Origin of the sequence: Phytobacter sp. V91, from assembly GCF_965644225.1 — a bacterium.
In the GTDB taxonomy this organism is placed as follows: domain Bacteria; phylum Pseudomonadota; class Gammaproteobacteria; order Enterobacterales; family Enterobacteriaceae; genus CBFFRJ01.
Window position 1 is genome coordinate 13885 of record NZ_CBFFRJ010000054.1, and the last position, 18356, is coordinate 32240.

At 55.4% G+C, this 18356-nt stretch carries 16 protein-coding genes; 9 read left to right on the top strand and 7 right to left on the bottom strand.

Annotated elements, in window-relative coordinates; genetic code table 11:
- Positions 1-6 precede the first annotated feature (6 nt).
- The 7 genes from ACSZO4_RS12890 (at position 7) to ACSZO4_RS12920 (ending at position 5404) form a co-directional block, all read left to right on the top strand.
- Positions 7-477 (top strand): PTS sugar transporter subunit IIA, encoded by a 471-nt coding sequence (locus ACSZO4_RS12890; protein ID WP_437889373.1) that lies wholly within the window; start codon positions 7-9, stop codon positions 475-477.
- A gap of 19 nt (positions 478-496) precedes the next feature.
- Complete coding sequence (locus ACSZO4_RS12895; RefSeq protein ID WP_437889374.1) at positions 497-814, top strand: PTS fructose transporter subunit IIB; 318 nt, start codon at positions 497-499, stop codon at positions 812-814.
- Between the two features lie 41 nt (positions 815-855).
- On the top strand, positions 856-1947 hold the full coding sequence (locus ACSZO4_RS12900; protein WP_437889375.1) for a PTS fructose transporter subunit IIC: 1092 nt from the start codon (positions 856-858) through the stop codon (positions 1945-1947).
- Positions 1948-1958: 11 nt separating this feature from the next.
- Positions 1959-2810 carry a class II fructose-bisphosphate aldolase gene (locus ACSZO4_RS12905; RefSeq protein ID WP_437889376.1) on the top strand — a complete coding sequence of 284 codons (852 nt, stop codon included), beginning with the start codon at positions 1959-1961 and terminating at the stop codon, positions 2808-2810.
- An 80-nt stretch (positions 2811-2890) separates the two neighbouring features.
- A complete protein-coding gene (locus ACSZO4_RS12910) occupies positions 2891-3751 on the top strand; it encodes a ketose-bisphosphate aldolase (protein ID WP_437889377.1) in 861 nt (286 codons plus the stop codon).
- A 53-nt stretch (positions 3752-3804) separates the two neighbouring features.
- Positions 3805-4737: an ROK family protein gene (locus ACSZO4_RS12915; RefSeq protein WP_437889378.1), complete on the top strand. Its 933-nt coding sequence runs from the start codon at positions 3805-3807 to the stop codon at positions 4735-4737.
- Positions 4718-5404 (top strand): D-lyxose/D-mannose family sugar isomerase, encoded by a 687-nt coding sequence (locus tag ACSZO4_RS12920; protein WP_437889379.1) that lies wholly within the window; start codon positions 4718-4720, stop codon positions 5402-5404. Before ACSZO4_RS12915 ends, ACSZO4_RS12920 begins: the two co-directional genes overlap by 20 nt.
- Here the strand turns inward: ACSZO4_RS12920 and ACSZO4_RS12925 are convergent.
- The 7 genes from ACSZO4_RS12925 to gmk all read right to left on the bottom strand — a co-directional run bounded on the left by ACSZO4_RS12925 (position 5401) and on the right by gmk (position 14697).
- Positions 5401-7146 (bottom strand): AsmA family protein, encoded by a 1746-nt coding sequence (locus tag ACSZO4_RS12925; protein ID WP_437889380.1) that lies wholly within the window; start codon positions 7144-7146, stop codon positions 5401-5403. The two genes, ACSZO4_RS12920 and ACSZO4_RS12925, sit on opposite strands and share 4 nt — an antisense overlap.
- Before the next feature lie 130 nt (positions 7147-7276).
- Complete coding sequence (locus tag ACSZO4_RS12930) at positions 7277-8662, bottom strand: nucleobase:cation symporter-2 family protein (protein WP_437889381.1); 1386 nt, start codon at positions 8660-8662, stop codon at positions 7277-7279.
- Positions 8663-8821: 159 nt separating this feature from the next.
- On the bottom strand, positions 8822-10903 hold the full coding sequence (recG, locus tag ACSZO4_RS12935; protein ID WP_437889388.1) for an ATP-dependent DNA helicase RecG: 2082 nt from the start codon (positions 10901-10903) through the stop codon (positions 8822-8824).
- Between the two features lie 4 nt (positions 10904-10907).
- Entirely contained in the window at positions 10908-11594 is a 687-nt protein-coding gene (gene trmH / locus ACSZO4_RS12940; protein WP_437889382.1) for a tRNA (guanosine(18)-2'-O)-methyltransferase TrmH, read from the bottom strand.
- Positions 11595-11598: 4 nt separating this feature from the next.
- Positions 11599-13725: a bifunctional GTP diphosphokinase/guanosine-3',5'-bis pyrophosphate 3'-pyrophosphohydrolase gene (gene spoT, locus ACSZO4_RS12945; protein WP_437889383.1), complete on the bottom strand. Its 2127-nt coding sequence runs from the start codon at positions 13723-13725 to the stop codon at positions 11599-11601.
- Positions 13726-13743: 18 nt separating this feature from the next.
- Positions 13744-14019, bottom strand: coding sequence for a DNA-directed RNA polymerase subunit omega (rpoZ, locus tag ACSZO4_RS12950; RefSeq protein WP_000135058.1), 276 nt, complete (start codon positions 14017-14019; stop codon positions 13744-13746).
- Positions 14020-14073: 54 nt separating this feature from the next.
- Positions 14074-14697, bottom strand: a complete 624-nt coding sequence (gene gmk, locus ACSZO4_RS12955) for a guanylate kinase (protein WP_437889384.1) — start codon at positions 14695-14697, stop codon at positions 14074-14076.
- Positions 14698-14953: 256 nt separating this feature from the next.
- Between gmk and ligB the strand changes: the two genes are divergently transcribed.
- Both ligB and ACSZO4_RS12965 read left to right on the top strand, forming a co-directional pair.
- Positions 14954-16651, top strand: a complete 1698-nt coding sequence (ligB, locus tag ACSZO4_RS12960; RefSeq protein ID WP_437889385.1) for an NAD-dependent DNA ligase LigB — start codon at positions 14954-14956, stop codon at positions 16649-16651.
- A gap of 114 nt (positions 16652-16765) precedes the next feature.
- Positions 16766-18172 carry a diguanylate cyclase gene (locus tag ACSZO4_RS12965; RefSeq protein WP_437889386.1) on the top strand — a complete coding sequence of 469 codons (1407 nt, stop codon included), beginning with the start codon at positions 16766-16768 and terminating at the stop codon, positions 18170-18172.
- Positions 18173-18356 lie beyond the last annotated feature (184 nt).

The window sequence follows — 18356 nt, forward strand, 5'->3', positions numbered from 1 at the left end:
TGATTGATGGACATCACCAAAATTCTCAACACCAACCGCGTGACTTTGGATATGAAGGCCACCAGTAAAACTGAAGCGATTGAGGAGCTAACCGATCTGTTGCACAAAGATGGCGCCATAAGCTGTCGGGAAACCTTTATCCAGGACGTCTGGCAACGTGAATCCGAAGGTTCGACCGGCTTCGAAAATCATATTGCTATTCCACATGGTAAATCTTCTGCGGTGATCAATACCACGCTGGCGATTGGTCGTACCCGGCACGATATTCCCTGGGAAACCCTTGATGGCAGTAGCGTGCGCTGCATCATTCTGTTCGCCGTTCGTCTGGAAGATCAAAATACCACCCATATTCGCCTGCTTTCTCAGGTTGCCGGAGCGCTGGCCGATGAAGAAGTGATTGAGCAACTGCTGATCGAACGCAGTCCACAAAAAATTATTGATTTATTCAGTCAATATGCAGAGTCCGACGTCTGCTAATTAAAATATGGAGCACAATATGAATATTGTTTGCGTCGCCGCCTGCACGGCGGGTATTGCACATACCTATATTGCTCGTGAAAAATTAATTAAAGGCGCGAAAGCGCTTGGCCATAATATAAAAGTGGAAACGCAGGGTACTATTGGCACCGAAAACGAATTGCCAGCGGCAGATATTACTGCTGCCGATGTCGTGATTCTGGCGGTCGATGTAAAAATAAAAGGAGAAGAACGCTTTATCAATAAACGTATTGTACGAGTCAAAACTGAGATCGTCATTAAATCGCCGATTCAGTTTCTTGAAAAGGTCGAAAAATCATTAAGCAATATTCTCTAAATTATTCAGCGCAGCCAACGCCTTATTTGGAGGGATGTTCTATGAGTGAAAATAAAATACCTGTGTCTCAGGAAATTAAAAAACATCTATTAACGGGAATTTCGTGGATGATTCCGTTAATTGTTGCGGCAGGGATCTGTATTGCTCTCGGCCAGATACTCGGCGGCACAAATGTAGGAGAAAAAACGGGCACTATCCCGTGGATGCTCAACCAGATTGGCGGTTGGGGAATGGGGCTGATTGTACCGCTGATCAGCGCCGCAATAGCTTACTCGATTGCCGATCGCCCAGGATTTGCGCCGGGGCTGATCGTCGGTTTTGTCTGCGGACAGATTCATACCGGGTTTATCGGCGGGATGCTGGGCGGGTTCCTGGTGGGTTATACCGTTCTGTTGCTTAAACGCTATATCCGCCTGCCGCAATCGATGCAGGGCTTGATGCCTATTATGGTCTTGCCGGTACTCAGTACCATTATCGGCGGTCTGTTGATGATGACCCTGATTGGCAAACCGATCGCCTGGTTGCAGGAGGCGCTGATTCACATGCTGGAGTCGATGCAGGGCGGTTCGCGTTTCCTGATGGGGGCGATTCTTGGTGCGATGGCGACGTTTGATTTTGGCGGCCCGGTAAATAAAACCATGTCGCTGTTTGCGGACGGCCTGCTGGTAAGCGGTGTATACGGGCCGGAAGCGGTGAAGTTTGTCGGCTCCATGATCCCACCGTTTGGGATAACCCTCTCATTCCTGCTCACTCGCCACAAATACACCCGGGCTGAACGCGAGGCTCTGAAAGCAGCGTTCCCGATGGGGATCTGCATGATTACCGAAGGGGTTATCCCGATTGCGGCACGCGATCTGCTGAGGGTCGTCGGTTCATGCGTAGTGGCCTCGGCGGTCGCTGGCGGGCTAATCATGGTGTGGGGAGTGGAAAGCCCGGTGCCCCATGGCGGCATGTTCGTGGTTCCGCTGTTCACCCACCCGCTGTTGTTCTGTCTGGCGCTGGGGACCGGAACGGTGATTTGCGGTGTGATGCTGTCATTGTGGAAAAAACCGGTGACCGAACGTGACGAAGAGTTTGATGAACTCAGTGATAACAAGCTGAAAGATGAAGAGATCACCTTCACCATTGAGTAACCGGAGGCCTTATGTTTGCCGATATGAAGAGTATGGTGACCAAAGCCTGGCGTGAGCGTTATGCGCTGCTGGCGATTAACTGTATGAACCTGGAAAGCGCCCGTGCTGCGGTGCGGATAGCGGAAAAACATCGCGCGCCCATCATTTTGAATTTGTATCAGGGGCACCTGGCGCACTTTCCGGCCCCTCTGGCGGCGGCAGTGGTAAAAACGCTGGCCGACGAAGCCTCGGTGCCGGTCACTCTGGCGCTTGACCACGGAAAAGACCCGGTCCGTATTCGACAGGCGTTTCGCGCCGGGTTCAGCGGACTTATGGTTGACGCCTCGGCGTTCCCGCTGGAAGAGAACGTGCGTCAGACCCGAGCGGTAGTGGAACTTGCCGCCAGTGTCGGGCTATGCGTGGAGGGTGAACTGGGCCATCTGGCTGATGCTCCGCGCTACGACTTTGCCACCAATGCCGATTTGATGACTCAGCCTGCCGACGTCGAGCCATTTATCCGTCAGACCGGTATCGATCTGCTGGCCGTCTCGGTGGGCACGGCGCATGGCATGTATGCGCCCGGCGTTACCCCGGCCATCGATTTTCAACGGCTGGAAGAGGTCGCTAAACGGTCAACGGTTCCGCTGGCATTGCATGGCGGCAGCGGTACGCCTTTCGATCAGCTACAGCGCTGTCCGGCGCTGGGCGTCGCCAAAATAAACGTCGGTGCGGCGGTCTTCGAAGCCGGAAAATCGGCTCTGTTGCACTCGCTCTGCCACGACAAATCCCAAGAACTGGCTGATATCCTGGCCGCGATGGAGCTGGCCTGCGAGGAGGCCATTGTGCCCTATCTCCAAGCGAGTGGCGCGATCAACAAAGCCTGATTTATTTCCTGTCATGCCTTCTATGCCTCTGCAACGACGCACCGGCAGGGCTTGCTACATCCTGAAACTGGAGAATTAACATGTTAATTTCAATGAAAGAGTTACTGAAACCTACCCGTCAGCACGGTTTTGCTATTGGTGCGTTCAACGTCGCGGATAGCTGCTTTATTCGTGCAGTAGTGGAAGAGGCTGAAGCCACCCATACCCCGGCGATTATCTCAATTCACCCCAGCGAACATGATTTTGTTGGCGATGCTTTCTTCAGCTATGTACGCGAAATTACCCAGCGTAGTCCGGTGCCCTTTACCCTGCATCTGGATCACGGCGCATCGGTTGAGCATGTGCTGCGGGCGATTCAGTGCGGTTTCACCTCGGTGATGATTGATGGTTCGTTGCTGCCCTATGAGGAGAATGTCGCGCTGACCAAAGAGGTAGTTCGCCTGGCGCATGCCGTGGGCGTCTCCGTGGAAGCGGAATTGGGCACTATCGGGCAGACCGGAACGTCCGTGGAAGGCGGCGTATCGAAAGTGACCTACACCGACCCGGCGCAGGCAGAAGATTTTATTGCCCGTACCGGCGCCGATACCCTGGCGGTAGCGATTGGCACTGCGCATGGGATCTACCCAAAAGGTATGCAGCCTGAACTGCAAATGAACATTCTGCGCGATATTGCCGGGCGGGTGGATATTCCGCTGGTGCTGCATGGCGGCTCGGCGAACCCGGATGCGGAGATTGCCGAATCCGTGACCCTCGGCGTTGGTAAGATCAACATTTCCAGCGATATGAAATACGCCTACTTCCAGAAGGTGCGCGAGATCCTTGCCAGAGAAACCTGGTGGGATCCGAACGTTATTTATCCTGATGCGATTAGCGCAGCACGGGATGTTATTCGCCACAAAATGAAACTCTTCGGTTCGACAGGTAAAGCATCGCTGTACTGAGGTCTCCGGGGCGGGCTCGCCCGCCCGCCTTTTTCGCGATAAGGAACAGGAATATGCACTATCTGGGACTGGATATTGGCGGCAGCAAAATGGCGGCGGTAGTGATGAACGCCCACGGGCAAGAGCTACGGCGTTATCGTTGCGCCACGCAAAAATCGAGTTACGGTCAGTTTGTGGCCTCGGTGGTCGCCTTTATTGACCAGATTCGTCATGACATTCAGCAGCCGATGATGACAGGGATTGCCCTGCCTGGGAGCGTTTCCCCCCATAGCGGGTTAATTAAAAACGCCAATATCCAGGTGATTAACGGCAAAGCGTTACAGCAGGATCTCCAGCAATTGCTGGGGCAGAGGGTGGTAATGGCGAACGACGGCAACTGTTTTGCTTTATCTGAAGCCTGTGATGGTGCAGGTCAGCATCATGAGGTGGTGCTGGGGCTAACCCTCGGCACTGGATGCGGCGGCGGAATAGCCATCAGGCGGCAGCTTTTTGCTGGTGCCTGGGGCAATGCTGCGGAGTGCGGACATATCAGCCTGCCGGGTTACTGTGAACAGGATGATGGCCCGCCTGCTAGCTGTTATTGCGGCAAACAAAATTGCGTGGAGTCGTTTGTCTCCGGTACAGGGATCGCCGAACGCTACAACCTGCTTACCGGGCGCCAATGTACAGGTGACGCTATTGTCGCCCTGGCGCAGGAAGGGGAATCTTCTGCTCTCCGACAGGCGGCGCGTTTTCGCCAACAACTGGCGCGAACTCTGGCGACCCTCGTTAACGTCCTCGACCCCGGCATTATTGTGCTCGGCGGCGGGTTGTCGAATGCCGGCCTGCTGATTGAGAACCTGACTCCGGAGGTGGCCCCTTACGTCTTTACCGACCATTTTTCCACCCCCATCGTTAAAGCGCAGCATGGCGACAGCAGCGGAATGCGGGGTGCCGCGTGGCTTGCCATTCGCACGGGAGAAGTGAATGAAACGCTCACAGATTAACTACACCATTGATAAAGCGCACGCCATCGCCGGGACATTACGGCTGTGTCTGCCGGATTTCGCCTTTTTCACCGCCGATATCTGGCGACGACAGGAATTGGGGGAATGGCGTGAAGTGCTGGAGCTGGCATTAGGTTGGGATATTACCGATTTTGGCAGTGGCGATTTTAGCCATACCGGTCTTACCCTGCTGACGCTGCGCAACGGAAAAGTAGGTTCCGGTCACTACCCAAAAACGTATGCCGAAAAGATGCTGCAAATTCAACAGGATCAGCAGACGCCGTGGCATTTTCACCACCATAAGATGGAAGACATTGTGAACCGGGGCGGGGGCGATTTATGTATGCAACTCGCCTGGGCTACCCCGGAGGCGCTGTATGACAATAAACGTAAGGTTGAGGTGAGTGTGGACGGCCGGGCTCGCACGTTCAGACCCGGCGAGACCCTGGTGCTTAAACCGGGGCAGGGAGTGTGCCTGCCGCCGCGTTTGTATCACCGTTTTTGGGCGGAGAAATCCTTTGTGCTGGGCTGGGAGATCTCAATGGTCAACGACGACACCAACGACAACTACTTTCTGGAGCCGGGGGGGCGTTTCCCGGCTATTGATGAAGATGTCGCGGCAAAATGGCTGCTGTGCAGCGAGTACGCCCGGCTAAACCAGATTTAGGGCGCCGGGGCCGTTTGTGACGGTTGTGGAGGCGCATCCGATGGCACCGGTGGTACGGCTGCGTCTCCGGCAATCACGCCGTCCTTCATACTCTGCTTCACCTGCTGCTGTTGCGCGTTGACCGCCTGTAACTCGCCATTCACCGTCGGTTTTAGCGGCGCATCGGCCTGCACGCGTCCGCTGGCGCTGAGCTGAATATTACCTTCGCCATTGATCGGCAATGTCGGCCAGCCCCACTCCTGCAACACATTAAGCGGCACGCCGCGCCCGTTAAGACTGACTTTCACGCTACGCTCCGGCGTTTGCCCAACTACGGCGGTAGCTTCGAGCATCCCTTTGCCGGTAAACGCGCTCAGTTCGGTAATGTTCACCGCGCTGCTGTTGGCGCTGAGGCCGAGCGACGGGCGGCGCATATCCACGCGGTTAAAGGTGGCGGCAGCGGCGTTAAGTTTCAGATCGCCATTCCAGATACCCCACTGGCGATCCTGCGCCAGCAGCAGATTACTGGCGTAGCCATCAAGGGCGGTGAGCTGCCAGGGGAAAGTGGGGTCGATGTCGATAACCAGGTTACGGCTGGCGCTCAGTTTTTTCAACTGCACACTGTTGAGCCATGAAGGCAGCGTGTCCATCCACTGCTGTTTCCAGTTGGCGGGCAGAGTATATTCCAGCCCGACAATCGCCGTATCGTTAAGTACCAGTGCCTTGCCGTTACGCGCCCAGTAACCGGAAGTACGCACCATGCCGTTTTCCCAGCGCGTCGTAAACTGCTGGACGGCGATGCCCTGCGGCGTAAATTCGGCATTCATAATCGGGTCGAAGAAATGCAGCGAACCATAGATAAACTCGTTGGCATTCATCGACAGCTGGCCGTCATCGGTGTGCCAGTCGCCTTTGGTGAGCGTCAGGTTGCGCAGGCTGAGATCAAGGTCAGTGACGGCCCACTCTGGCCCCTGCAGGCGCGCATCGGTGACATCCAGCCGCCCGATTTGCAACGACGGCAGAGTGGTGAGCGGCGCAAAGAAGTCGGTCAGGGATTTGTCGCTTTGCAGGCGAATATCGTTCAGGCGCAGGTTGTCGACGACCCAGCCGCCGTCGGCATTACGGCGGGCGTTTCCGGTGAGCGAACCACGGGCCATATCGGCGCCTATGGTGGTCAGCGTGACGCTGTCTTTGTCGATACTGCCCTGAATCAACACATTGCTGGCAGGCACGCCGTTGAGGGTCATCGAACCGGCGCTCATCTGGATTTGCGCCTGATCTCCCAGCACGTTCCCGGCAATCGGTCGCCAGGGGCTGACGCCGCCCGTGACGCGTTGGGCGCTCAAATCCCAGCCGGTCGCCGGGCTGTTAAAAGCCATATTGTGCAGTTGCAGACGGTCGGCCTGGAAAGGCAGAGGGGCGGTGGCCGCAGAGAGATTCAGCGTACCGTCGCGCAGCAGAATGGTGTCGGTATGCAGTGGGTCAGTGAGTTGACGACTGCTCAGGCCGATATCGACGCTTTTTGCCACCAGGGTTGCGGGCTGCCCTTTGCGACCAAAGTTGACGTTGCGTAACAGCACATGGGAAGGGGAGGAGAGCCTGTTTTCTATTGCGTCGAAGGTGAGGTGGTAATCGCTGTTCTTGTTGACCCAGTTACTGACCTGCGTTGCGCCCCATTGGGTTTTCAGCAGCAAATAACAGGCCACCAGTGCGACCAGCAGGACGATAACGACGAAAAGAAGCAGCTTTCCAATAAATTTCATGATCTTCCACCCTCGAATGCCAATACAGGAGTTATGCACGATTTGTGCGCAATCCTCAAGACTCGATTGGTGAAAGAGCGTTACAGACAGGTGACTGAGGCAACGGAAAGGCCCGTTGCCTCAAGGCGTGTTACTTCTTATCGACCGGGAAAACCAGGTTCAGCACGATAGCGGTGATCCCGCCTGCGGCGATGCCGGAGGAGAGCAGGTTTTTCAGCCAGTCAGGGGCAAACTGCAGGATCAGCGGTTGCTGGGAAACGCCCAGGCCAACGGCCAGCGACAGGGCGATAATCATGATCGCGCGGCGGTTCAGCGGCTCGCGGGAAACGATACGCACGCCGGAGGCGGCAATAGTACCGAACATCACAAGTGTTGCGCCGCCAAGCACCGGCTCAGGCAACTGTTGTACGAAGGCCGCCACCGCCGGGAACAGACCCATCACCATCAGCATCACGGCAACGAAGAAGCCGACGTAACGGCTGGCGACGCCGGTCAACTGAATCACCCCGTTGTTCTGACCAAAACAGGAGTTCGGGAAGGTGTTGAACACGGCGGAAACAAAGGAGTTGAGGCCGTTAGCCAGCACGCCGCCTTTCAGACGTTTCATATACAGCGGGCCGGAGACGGGCTGTTCGGAGACGTCGGAGGTGGCGGTAATATCGCCAATGGTTTCCAGCGAGGTAATCATAAAGACCAGCATCAGCGGCAGCAGCAGGCTCCAGTCGATGCTCAGGCCGTAGTACAGCGGAGTCGGGATCATAAAGGCGCTGGACGGCGCATTATAGGCCGGGAGCATACCCATCATCATTGCCACCACATAACCTACCGCCATCGCAATCACCAGAGAGGCGATACGCAGGTAAGGGTTACGCTGACGGTTAAGCAGAATGATTATCGCGAGAACAATCCCTGCCAGCAGCAGGTTTTTCGGCGCACCGAAGGTGTTGTTCGCCATTGCGCCAAAGCCGCCGCCGACCGACGTCAGGCCAACCTGAATCAGCGACAGGCCGATAATCATCACCACCACGCCTGAAACCAGCGGCGTAATCACCCGGCGGGCAAAGGGCAGGATACGGGAGATAACCATCTCAGTGCAGCTTGCCAGCATCAGGGAACCGAACAGGGCTGCCATCATTGTCGGCACATCGGCACCGCCGGTTTTCAGGGCTGTACCGCCCATAATCAGCGGCGCAACAAAGTTAAAGCTGGTGCCCTGTATAGAGAGCAGACCGGATCCGACCGGACCCCAGGCTTTAATCTGGATAATTGATGCCACGCCGGAGGCGAACAGCGACATGCTGATAATGTGCTGCGTATCCTGAGCCGGTAAACCCAGCGCCTGGCAGATCAACAGACCCGGCGTAATCACGCCCACAAACATGGCCAGCAGATGTTGCAGCGCGGCAAAGATGGTCTGCGCCATGGGCGGGCGGTCTTCCAGGCGATAGATCAGTTCGCTGGGTTGGGTGTGCGCAACCGTTTGCGCATTTTCGGACTCGATGGTGTTAACGGACATCGCAAACAATCCCCTGATGGAAAAGCGGAGATTTTAGCGGACTGTTTGGTAAAAGCAAACGGTTGCTAATCAATAAACATTAGTTTTATAAAGAATGTTGAAGGCGGTGAATCGGGTTCTAAGGCATCTGTGCCGATGAGCAAATTAAAGGAAGTAAAATCAGGCGTTTGAATAACGCTCGGTTTCCGGCATCCAGCGTTCAATCAGGGCCTGCGCCTGTTGTGGATAGCGTTCATGAATATGGCGGGCAAGGCGTTGCACTTCGGGGATCATCCCCTGGTCGCGCAGCAGGTCCGCCACTTTGAACTCCGCATTGCCAGTCTGACGGGTACCGAGCAGTTCGCCCGGGCCGCGAATTTCCAGATCTTTTTGCGCAATCACGAAACCGTCGTTGCTGTCGCGCAGTACCTGCAGGCGCATTTGCGCGGTCTTTGACAGGGGCGATTTATAGAGCAGCACGCAGTGCGATGCCACCGCACCGCGCCCGACGCGGCCCCGCAGCTGGTGCAGTTGCGCAAGACCCAGACGCTCCGGGTTTTCGATAATCATCAGGCTGGCGTTGGGCACATCCACGCCCACTTCGATAACGGTGGTGGCAATCAACAGGTGCAGGTCGCCCTGCTTGAAGGCCTGCATCACCGCCTGTTTTTCTGCCGGCTTCATGCGGCCATGCACCAGGCCGATATTCAGCTCTGGCAGCGCCAGTTTCAGCTCTTCCCATGTGGCTTCTGCGGCCTGAGCTTCGAGCAGCTCTGACTCTTCAATCAGCGTACAGACCCAGTAGGCCTGACGGCTTTCTTCGGTGCAGGCATGGCGCACGCGGTTAATGATGTCGCTGCGACGGGTATCCGGTATCGCGACGGTGGTGACGGGGGTTCTGCCCGGCGGCATCTCATCAATCACCGAGGTATCGAGATCGGCATAAGCGGTCATCGCCAGAGTACGTGGGATTGGGGTGGCGGTCATGATTAACTGGTGCGGGTGGAAGCCCTGCTGCTGACCTTTTTCCCGCAGCGCCAGACGCTGGTGGACGCCAAAACGGTGCTGTTCGTCGATAATCACCAGCGCGAGGCCGCTAAACTGCACCTGTTCCTGGAAGATAGCGTGGGTACCCACCACCATCTGTACCTGGCCGCTGGCAATCGCCTCCTGCTGCGCCAGTCGTGCTTTCCCCTTTTGCTTACCCGCCAGCCAGCCCACTTCGACGCCCAGCGGCGCAAACCAGCTGCGGAAGTTGTTGGCGTGCTGTTCAGCCAGCAGTTCGGTTGGGGCCATCAGCGCCACCTGATTGCCGTTGGCAATCGCGCGCAGTGCCGCAAGTGCTGCGACCAGGGTTTTACCCGAGCCGACATCTCCCTGGACTAAACGCATCATCGGTACGTCGAGCGCCATATCACGCTCGATTTCCGCTACTACCCGCGCCTGTGCCCCGGTGGGCTTGAACGGCAGCGAGGCCAGCAGATTGTTTTTAAGGGCGTCTTTCGCCCCCAGCGGTTTGGCATGATAACGCTGGGCGCCCGCACGCACGGCCAGCATGCTGAGGTTATGCGCCAGCAGCTCTTCCAGAATCAAACGCCGCTGTGCCGGATGCTGCCCGGTTTCCAGGTCGGCAAGCTGGAGAGACGGCGGCGGGCGATGTAGCGTGCGCAAGGCTTCTGGCAGGGACATCAGACCCTGCGCCAGCTCCGGCGGCAACAGCTCCGCGATGGCGCAGGTATCGAGTAAATCCAGCGCCTGATCGGTGAGTTTGCGCAACGTCGCCTGTTTTACCCCTTCGGTGGTGGGGTAAACCGGCGTTAAGGTTTCTTGTAATTCTGGCGTACTGAGATCGCCCTGTACGCGGTATTCCGGGTGGATCATCTCCGCGCCATATTTCCCGCGCTTTGCTTCACCGTAGGCCAGTACGCGACGTCCGGTCGCCAGGCTGTTTTTCATCGCCGCGTTGAAGTTGAAGAAACGCATGGTGAGGATGCCGGAACCATCGCTTATCTGGCAGGTCATCATCCGGCGCCCGCCAAAGGTGATATTGCAGTTCAGCACTTCGCCTTCCACCGTGGCGTATATGCCCGGCAGCAGGTCGGCAATGGGGTAAAGCTGGGTGCGGTCTTCGTAACGCAGCGGCAGATGTAACAGCAGATCCTGCACGGTGTGCAGGCCTATTTTTGCAAGCTTACTGGCCTGAGCGGCGCCGACACCGGTGAGGGTGTTAAGGGGGACAGCATCCAGCAGCCTGGCATTTATCATCTTACGCTGATGCCTGCATAGTGGCCCACCAGGCTGGATCGGCTTCGACTTCACCCAGATCATTTATATAAGGTCTGGGCAGCCCTTTGTTTTTCGCCACTCTGGCCAGCACCGGATAGCCGCCTTCAAACAACAGGCGCTGCTGCTCTTCGTCCGGCAGCATGCAGTTTTTACGCTGGTACATTCCAGCATTCTGGCGCTGTTTCTGGGCTTCATAGAGGATAAGAGCCGAGGCGACGGAGACGTTCAGTGACTGCACCATACCGATCATCGGGATAACAATATCCTGATCGGCGAGTGCCAGAGCTTGCCCGGTGATCCCGGTTTTTTCCTGGCCCATTAAAATGCAGGTTGGGCGGGTGTAGTCGATTTCGCGGAAATCAACGGCTTTGGCGGAAAGGTGTGTCGCGAGGATCTGCATCCCGCTGCTTTTCAGATGGCCAACCGCATCACCAATGGTGGTGTGGGTTTTCACCGTCACCCAACTGTTGCTACCAGCGGCAGAAGCCATGGGACGCAGCGTGGCGCCCGCCCAGACGGCATGCACTTCATGGACGCCCACGGCGTCAGCGGTGCGGATAATCGCGGAAACGTTATGGGGTTTATGGACCTGCTCCATACATACGGTCAGGTCCGGTTGACGCCTGGCGAGCATTTCACGGATTCGCGCGTAACGTTCAGGGCTCATCGTGCTAGTTTCGGTTACGGGTGACTTTAATCACATCCGGCATAACACGGATTTTGCGCATGATGTTTGCCAGATGTACGCGATCGCGTGACGTCAGACGGATATAGGCGCTGTAAACGCGACCGTCTTTCTCTTCCGTATTCAGGCTTTGAATATTGGATGACGCGGTGTTGATGGCTGCCGTCAGATTTGCCAGCGCACCCTGATGGTTGAACATATCCACCCGGATTTCGGTGATAAATTCCTGCGCGGTGTCTTTGTCCCACTCCACCGCCATAAATTTCTCTGGCTCTTTCTGATAGCCACGAATATTACGGCAGGATTCATGATGGATAACCAGCCCTTTACCGGGGCTGACATGCGCCACGATCGGGTCACCAGGAATAGGGCGACAACATTTGGCGAAGGTGATCAGCACGCCATCGGCGCCTTTGATTGGCAGATGTCCGCCGCCGCCGCCGGTGCTGGTGGTTACCGGCGTTGCCACCGTGGCATCACCCTGTTGCAGGTTTTTCGCCACCACCACGCTCATCGCATTGCCCAGACCGATTTCTGCCAGCAGATCGTCAAGTGACGCCAGCTTCATGCGGTCCAGCTCATGCTGAATATGTTCCTGCGGGATCTCGGCCAGTTTACGGCTGCCGCCGAGAGCGTGATTGAGCAGACGGCGGCCAAGGCTGACGGAGTCATCACGCTTCAGGTTTTTCAGTAACTGACGGATTTTGGCGCGCGCTCTGGAGCTGACCACAAAATTGAGCCAGGCCGCATTCGGACGTGCGCCCGGTGCGGTAATGATTTCTACCGTCTGGCCGCTGGCAAGAGACTGCGACAGCGGGTACGGCTGACGGTCAACGCGGGCGCCCACGCAGGCGTGACCGATGTCGGTATGCACCGCATAAGCGAAGTCAACCGGCGTAGCACCTGCAGGCAGTTCGACAATGCGGCCTTCCGGGGTGAAAACATAAATCTCATCCGGGAAGAGATCAGATTTTACGCTCTCAATAAATTCAAAGGAGCTGCCTGCGCTCTGTTGCAGTTCCAGCAGGCTTTGCATCCAGCGTTGGGCGCGAATTTGCGCCGTGGTGCTGCTTTCGCCACCGTCTTCTTTGTAAGCCCAGTGAGCCGCAACCCCCATTTCCGCCATCTGGTCCATGTCTTCGGTGCGGATCTGCACTTCAACCGGAACGCCGTGCGGGCCAATCATCGAGGTGTGCAAAGATTGATAGCCGTTCGCTTTCGGAATGGCGATGTAATCTTTAACGCGACCCGGACGCGGCTTGTAGAGGCTGTGCATCTGGCCAAGTACGCGGTAGCAGGTATCGGCGTCATGAACGATAACGCGAAACGCGTAGATATCCATGATCGAGTGGAAACGCTGCTCTTTGAGCATCATCTTGCAGTAGATGGAGTAGAGATGTTTTTCCCGACCGCTGACGCGACAGGGGATCCCGGCTTCCTGTAAACGCCCTTCAATCTCCGCAAGGATTTTCTGAATCATCTCTTTGCGGTTGCCCCGTGCGGCTTTGACCACCTCTTTAATGACGCGGTAGCGATTTGGGTGCAACGCTTCAAAGCCCAGCTCTTCAAGCTCGGTTTTGATGTGATGGATACCTAAACGGTGCGCCAGCGGGCTGTAGATTTCGAGGGTTTCACGGGCAATACGCCGACGCTTATCCGGGCGTAATGAGCCCAACGTGCGCATGTTGTGAGTACGGTCAGCGAGTTTGATGAGAATGACGCGGATATCCTGCACCATCGCCATAATCATCTTGCGAAAGTTTTCGGCCTGGGCCTCTTTCTTATCGCGGAACTTGAGTTTATCAAGTTTTGACACCCCTTCTACCAGCTCGGCAACGCTTTTACCGAACAGCTGTTCCATATCCTGGTAGGTGGCAGGGGTATCTTCAATCACGTCATGCAGCAGGGCAGCCATTAAGGTTTCGTGGTCGAGTTTCATCTCGGCCAGAATACAGGCCACCGCTACCGGATGGGTGATATAGGGTTCACCGCTTGAACGTGTCTGGCCCTCGTGAGCATCACGAGCGACGAGGTACGCCTGCCGAAGACGTTTAATCTGGTCTTCCGGCAGGTAGTTTTGAATCAGCTGATTCAGGCTTTCAAACAGATACAAGGGGGACCCGCTTTTTGATTAACGACGACCTTCAGCAATCGCGGTAACAGCTTGTAATTCAGCGGCTTCCTGCTCTTGCTGTTCCTGGCGCTCACGGACGTCGAGGATCTGGTTGTTGATCAGACCTTCTTCGATTTCGCGCAGGGCGATAACGGTGGTTTTATCGTTTTCTTCCGGTACCAGCGGATCCTTTCCGCCTACCTGCATCTGACGAGCGCGACGCGCGGCGACCAGTACCAGGTCAAAACGGTTACCAATTTTCTCAACAGCGTCCTGAACAGTTACGCGTGCCATAATTAAAATGCTCCACAGGTGAAGAAATGACTGGGCATGATACTGAAACTGGTGTCAGTCTGCCAATAGTTTGCTGATTAAAGCGTCATGTCGCTGTTTCTGGCGGCTCATGCGCAGGCGTTCGGCGCGAATGATGTTTTTCAGATCGCCAAGCGCGGTATCAAAATCATCATTCACAATAAGGTAATCATACTCTGCGTAATGGCTCATTTCCGCAACTGCCTGCGCCATACGCTTTGCTATCACCTCTTCGCTGTCCTGACCGCGACCACGCAGACGTCTGTCCAGCTCAACCTTCGACGGCGGCAGAATAAAGATGCTGCGCGCCTGCGGCATTCTTGAGCGGATTTGCTGCGCGCCCTGCCAGTCGATATCAAGGAAAACATCCACGCCCGTTTTTAACACCTGCTCAATCGTGGCGCGGGATGTCCCGTAATAGTTGCCAAATACCTCGGCATGCTCAAGGAAAGCATCATCATTAATCATCGATTTAAATTCATCGTGATTAACGAAGAAATAGTGTTCACCGTGCGCCTCACCCGGACGCGGCGCGCGCGTGGTGTGTGAAACAGAAACCTGGGTGTCGTACAACGGTTGGGTTTTTAATAAAGCCTGTATGAGGCTTGATTTACCCGCGCCACTGGGGGCGGAAACAATATAAAGCGTGCCTTGAGCCATGAGAGTCTTTTGTATGTGAATTATGATAAGGAAACTTACATACGTGCCTATTATACACAACGGCGCAACGTGACGTAGCCCTCGTCACACTTTTTACTGCTGATATTACGCTTTTGCGCGCCTTTTCCCTGATTTGTCATCAATTTTCTGCAACGGGTAAAAAAGGCAGGAACCCATCTCGCACTCCCTCTCTTTGAGGTTTCAAAAGCCGCGTCCTGGCGGGTATACCCGTTTTATAGAAGAAGGAGACGGGCCGATGAGGATAAGGACATACATTGTTATCAGCACTTTGCTATGGAGTCTTTGGGGGCTGGCCGCTTGCCCGGCCTGGTCGCCGACGCAGGCACATCAGGAAATTAGCCGTTTAGAGCAACAGATTACCCAGTGGAATGATGACTACTGGCAGCAGGGGGCCAGTGCGGTGAGCGACGATATTTACGACACGCTGACTCTGCGGCTGGAGAACTGGCGACGCTGCTTTGGCTATGAACGAAATAACGCACCTGCATTGCCAACTGGCACGGTACAACACCCGGTAGCCCATACCGGCGTTGATAAACTGCGTGATAAAGCGGCGCTGGAACACTGGATGCGTGGCAAGACATCACTCTGGGCGCAGCCAAAAGTGGACGGCGTGGCGGTGACGCTGGTGTATCGCCAGGGGGAACTGCAACGCGCCATCAGTCGGGGAAATGGGCTCGCGGGCGAAGACTGGACGGCAAAAGCGCGGCTTATCCCCTCTCTGCCGCAAAAGGTCTCCGGGCTGCTCGCCAACAGCGTCTTACAGGGCGAGATTTTTCTGCAACGTTCCGGCCATATTCAGAAGCAAATGGGAGGAATGAATGCCAGAGCGAAGGTCGCCGGGGCGATGATGCGTAGCCGCGAAACGGCACTTTTAAATGAGCTGTCGGTATTTATCTGGAGCTGGCCGGATGGCCCGGCAGACCTGGCGACGAAAGGGAGATTGCTGTCGCAGGCGGGATTTAAGTGGACTGAAGATTTCAGCATTATGGTCAACAGCGCCAGTGATATTGCGGCCCTGCGTGAGCGCTGGTTTACCACGGCTCTGCCTTTTGTCACCGATGGCGTGGTGGTGCGTAGCGCCCACGAACCCGAAGGGAAGCGCTGGCTTCCGGGGCAAGGGAGCTGGGTTGCCGCCTGGAAATACCCGCCGGTTGAGCTGGCAGCAGAGGTAAAACAGATCCAGTTCACCGTCGGGCGTAGCGGAAAAATTGCCGTAGTGGCGCAACTGGAACCCATTCAGCTGGATGATAAACGCGTCCAGCGCGTCAATATTGGCTCGCTCAGGCGCTGGCAGACGCTGGATATTGCCCCCGGAGACCAGGTGTTGGTCAGTCTGGCAGGCCAGGGTATTCCCCGTATTGATGGTGTGGCATGGCGCAATCTGGTGCGGGAAAAGCCTTCGCCTCCGGCCCTCATATTTTCGCCAGTGACCTGTTTCTATGCCTCATCAGCGTGTCGGGAACAGTTTCTGGCCCGACTGACATGGCTTAGCTCGAGGCAGGTGCTGGATATTGACGGCCTGGGCGAGGCGGGATGGCGTGCATTACACCAGGCATGGCACTTTGAGCATATCTTTTCCTGGCTGGATTTAACTCAGGAACAGCTCCAGGAGACATCCGGAATGACGCTCGCCCGCGGACGGCAGCTCTGGCACCGTTTTGAACTTGCACGTAAACGCCCCTTTATCCGTTGGGTGACTGCGCTGGGAATGCCCATACCAAAATCGGCGTTAAACGCGGCGGGGGATGCAAGCTGGCAACAGATTCTGGCGCGAGACCTGAAAGGCTGGCAGCGTTTGCCCGGCATTGGCGAAGGCCTTGCGAAAAAGATAGTGGCCTTTGTTCATGATCCTGGGGTTCAGCGGATGGCAATATGGCTGGGGGAGCAGAATATCCGCGGGTTTCGCGCATCTGACAGCGCTCAGGAGTAAGGCGAATCTGAAAGGGGATTTTTCAGACAAAATATCTGCTGTTTAACTTGACCATAATCGGAGTCGCGTCGACTATCCCACTCATTCATCAATAACGTTAATGGTTGTCGGGACATGGAACAGGTTGAACAAAGTAATCATTCTTTGCTTCTCAGGGAATGGCAGGATCTCTTACGCCAGACATCGCTGGATGTGCATGAGATTTTGTCTGCCCTGAGTGATGAAGAGATTCACCATCTGGTTAATCTTTTTTATGATTACATGTTAACGCACAAAGAAAGTGCGCTGTTCCTCAGCACCGAACAGGTCAGTACCCGGCTCAGCCATAGCATGTTCAACTGGTTGCGCACGGTACTGGGAAGCACCGCTGAGGATGTTCCGGAGCTACTGGCAAAGCAGCGTGAAATTGGCATTGTGCATGCCCGCATTGGTCTGCCGATTGACCTTGTTGCTCGCGGCGCGCGTAAGATAAAAGATGAACTTTACCGCTTGCTCAAGGCGAAAGAGACAATCCCGGCACCCCTGCTGAGCGATATCCTCTGTTTTAGCAGCCTGGCGATGGATATCGCGATTGAGGCGATGACGGTCTCTTACTCGCCGAATTATCAAAGCTCGATGCATGCTCAGGAGCAGTACCGGTTGCTGTCGATTTACGACGATGTGAACGTTGAGCGGGAGCGGCAGATAGGTTCGCTTACGCACTGGGAAAATCAGTTCATCTATAACATCGCCACCGGCCTGCCCATTGCGGATGTTGTTTTCCTGGAGACATCTGAATTTGGGATGTGGTTTGCCCATAAAGGTAAGCACCTTTTAGGCAATCCGGAACTGCTGGCAAAAATGGATGGGCTGTTAAAACAGGTTGATGATCATATTGCCTCAGCGTTGCCGAAAGAGAGCCTGCCTGCAACGGACGAGAGAATGCGCTTGTTGCAGAGCGTCAGGCAGTATGTCGGGCAAATTCAACTCCTGCTTGCCGCGATGTTCGATGCGCTGGTTAAACTGGAAAATGGCAAAGATTCTCTGACGCAACTGATGAATCGCCGTTTTATTCCCACCATTATTCGCCGGGAAATTTCACTCGCCCTGAATTCGGCGAAGCCCTTTGTGCTTGCCATGCTGGATATTGATCATTTTAAGAAAATAAACGACCGCTACGGGCACAATGCAGGAGATGTGACGCTCAAGACCATTGCCGCCACCATTTATGATCATTTCCGCAGCAGTGATTATGTTTTTCGCTACGGTGGTGAAGAGTTTATGGTGCTGTTGGTTGAATCTGATCTGTCGCAGGCTGGCATTATTCTTGAGGCACTGAGGCGTAAAATTGCCGGGTTGACCATTGTGGTTTCACCGGAAGCGCAATTTGAGGTCACCGTCAGTATTGGGATGGCAGAGTTCGATTATCATCCTGATTACAAAAGACTTATCGATAAAGCCGACCGCGCACTTTATGTTGCCAAAAACAGTGGGCGAAATCGTATTGAGAAGGGCGTTGACCAGAGCCACCCGCTGAAATAAACAAGCACATGGGATGGGCTTTAACTGCGGTGACAGTCAGCCACCCCTGACGATACACATTGGGCGGGTTCAGCGGAAATATTGTTGAACCCCATCACCCTTTTCACATTAATTAAGTCCGGTAAACCCCCGGCTTTGCCGGGGGACTCCGAAAGGTTTGACCTTTAAGTCAGTCGCGCGAATC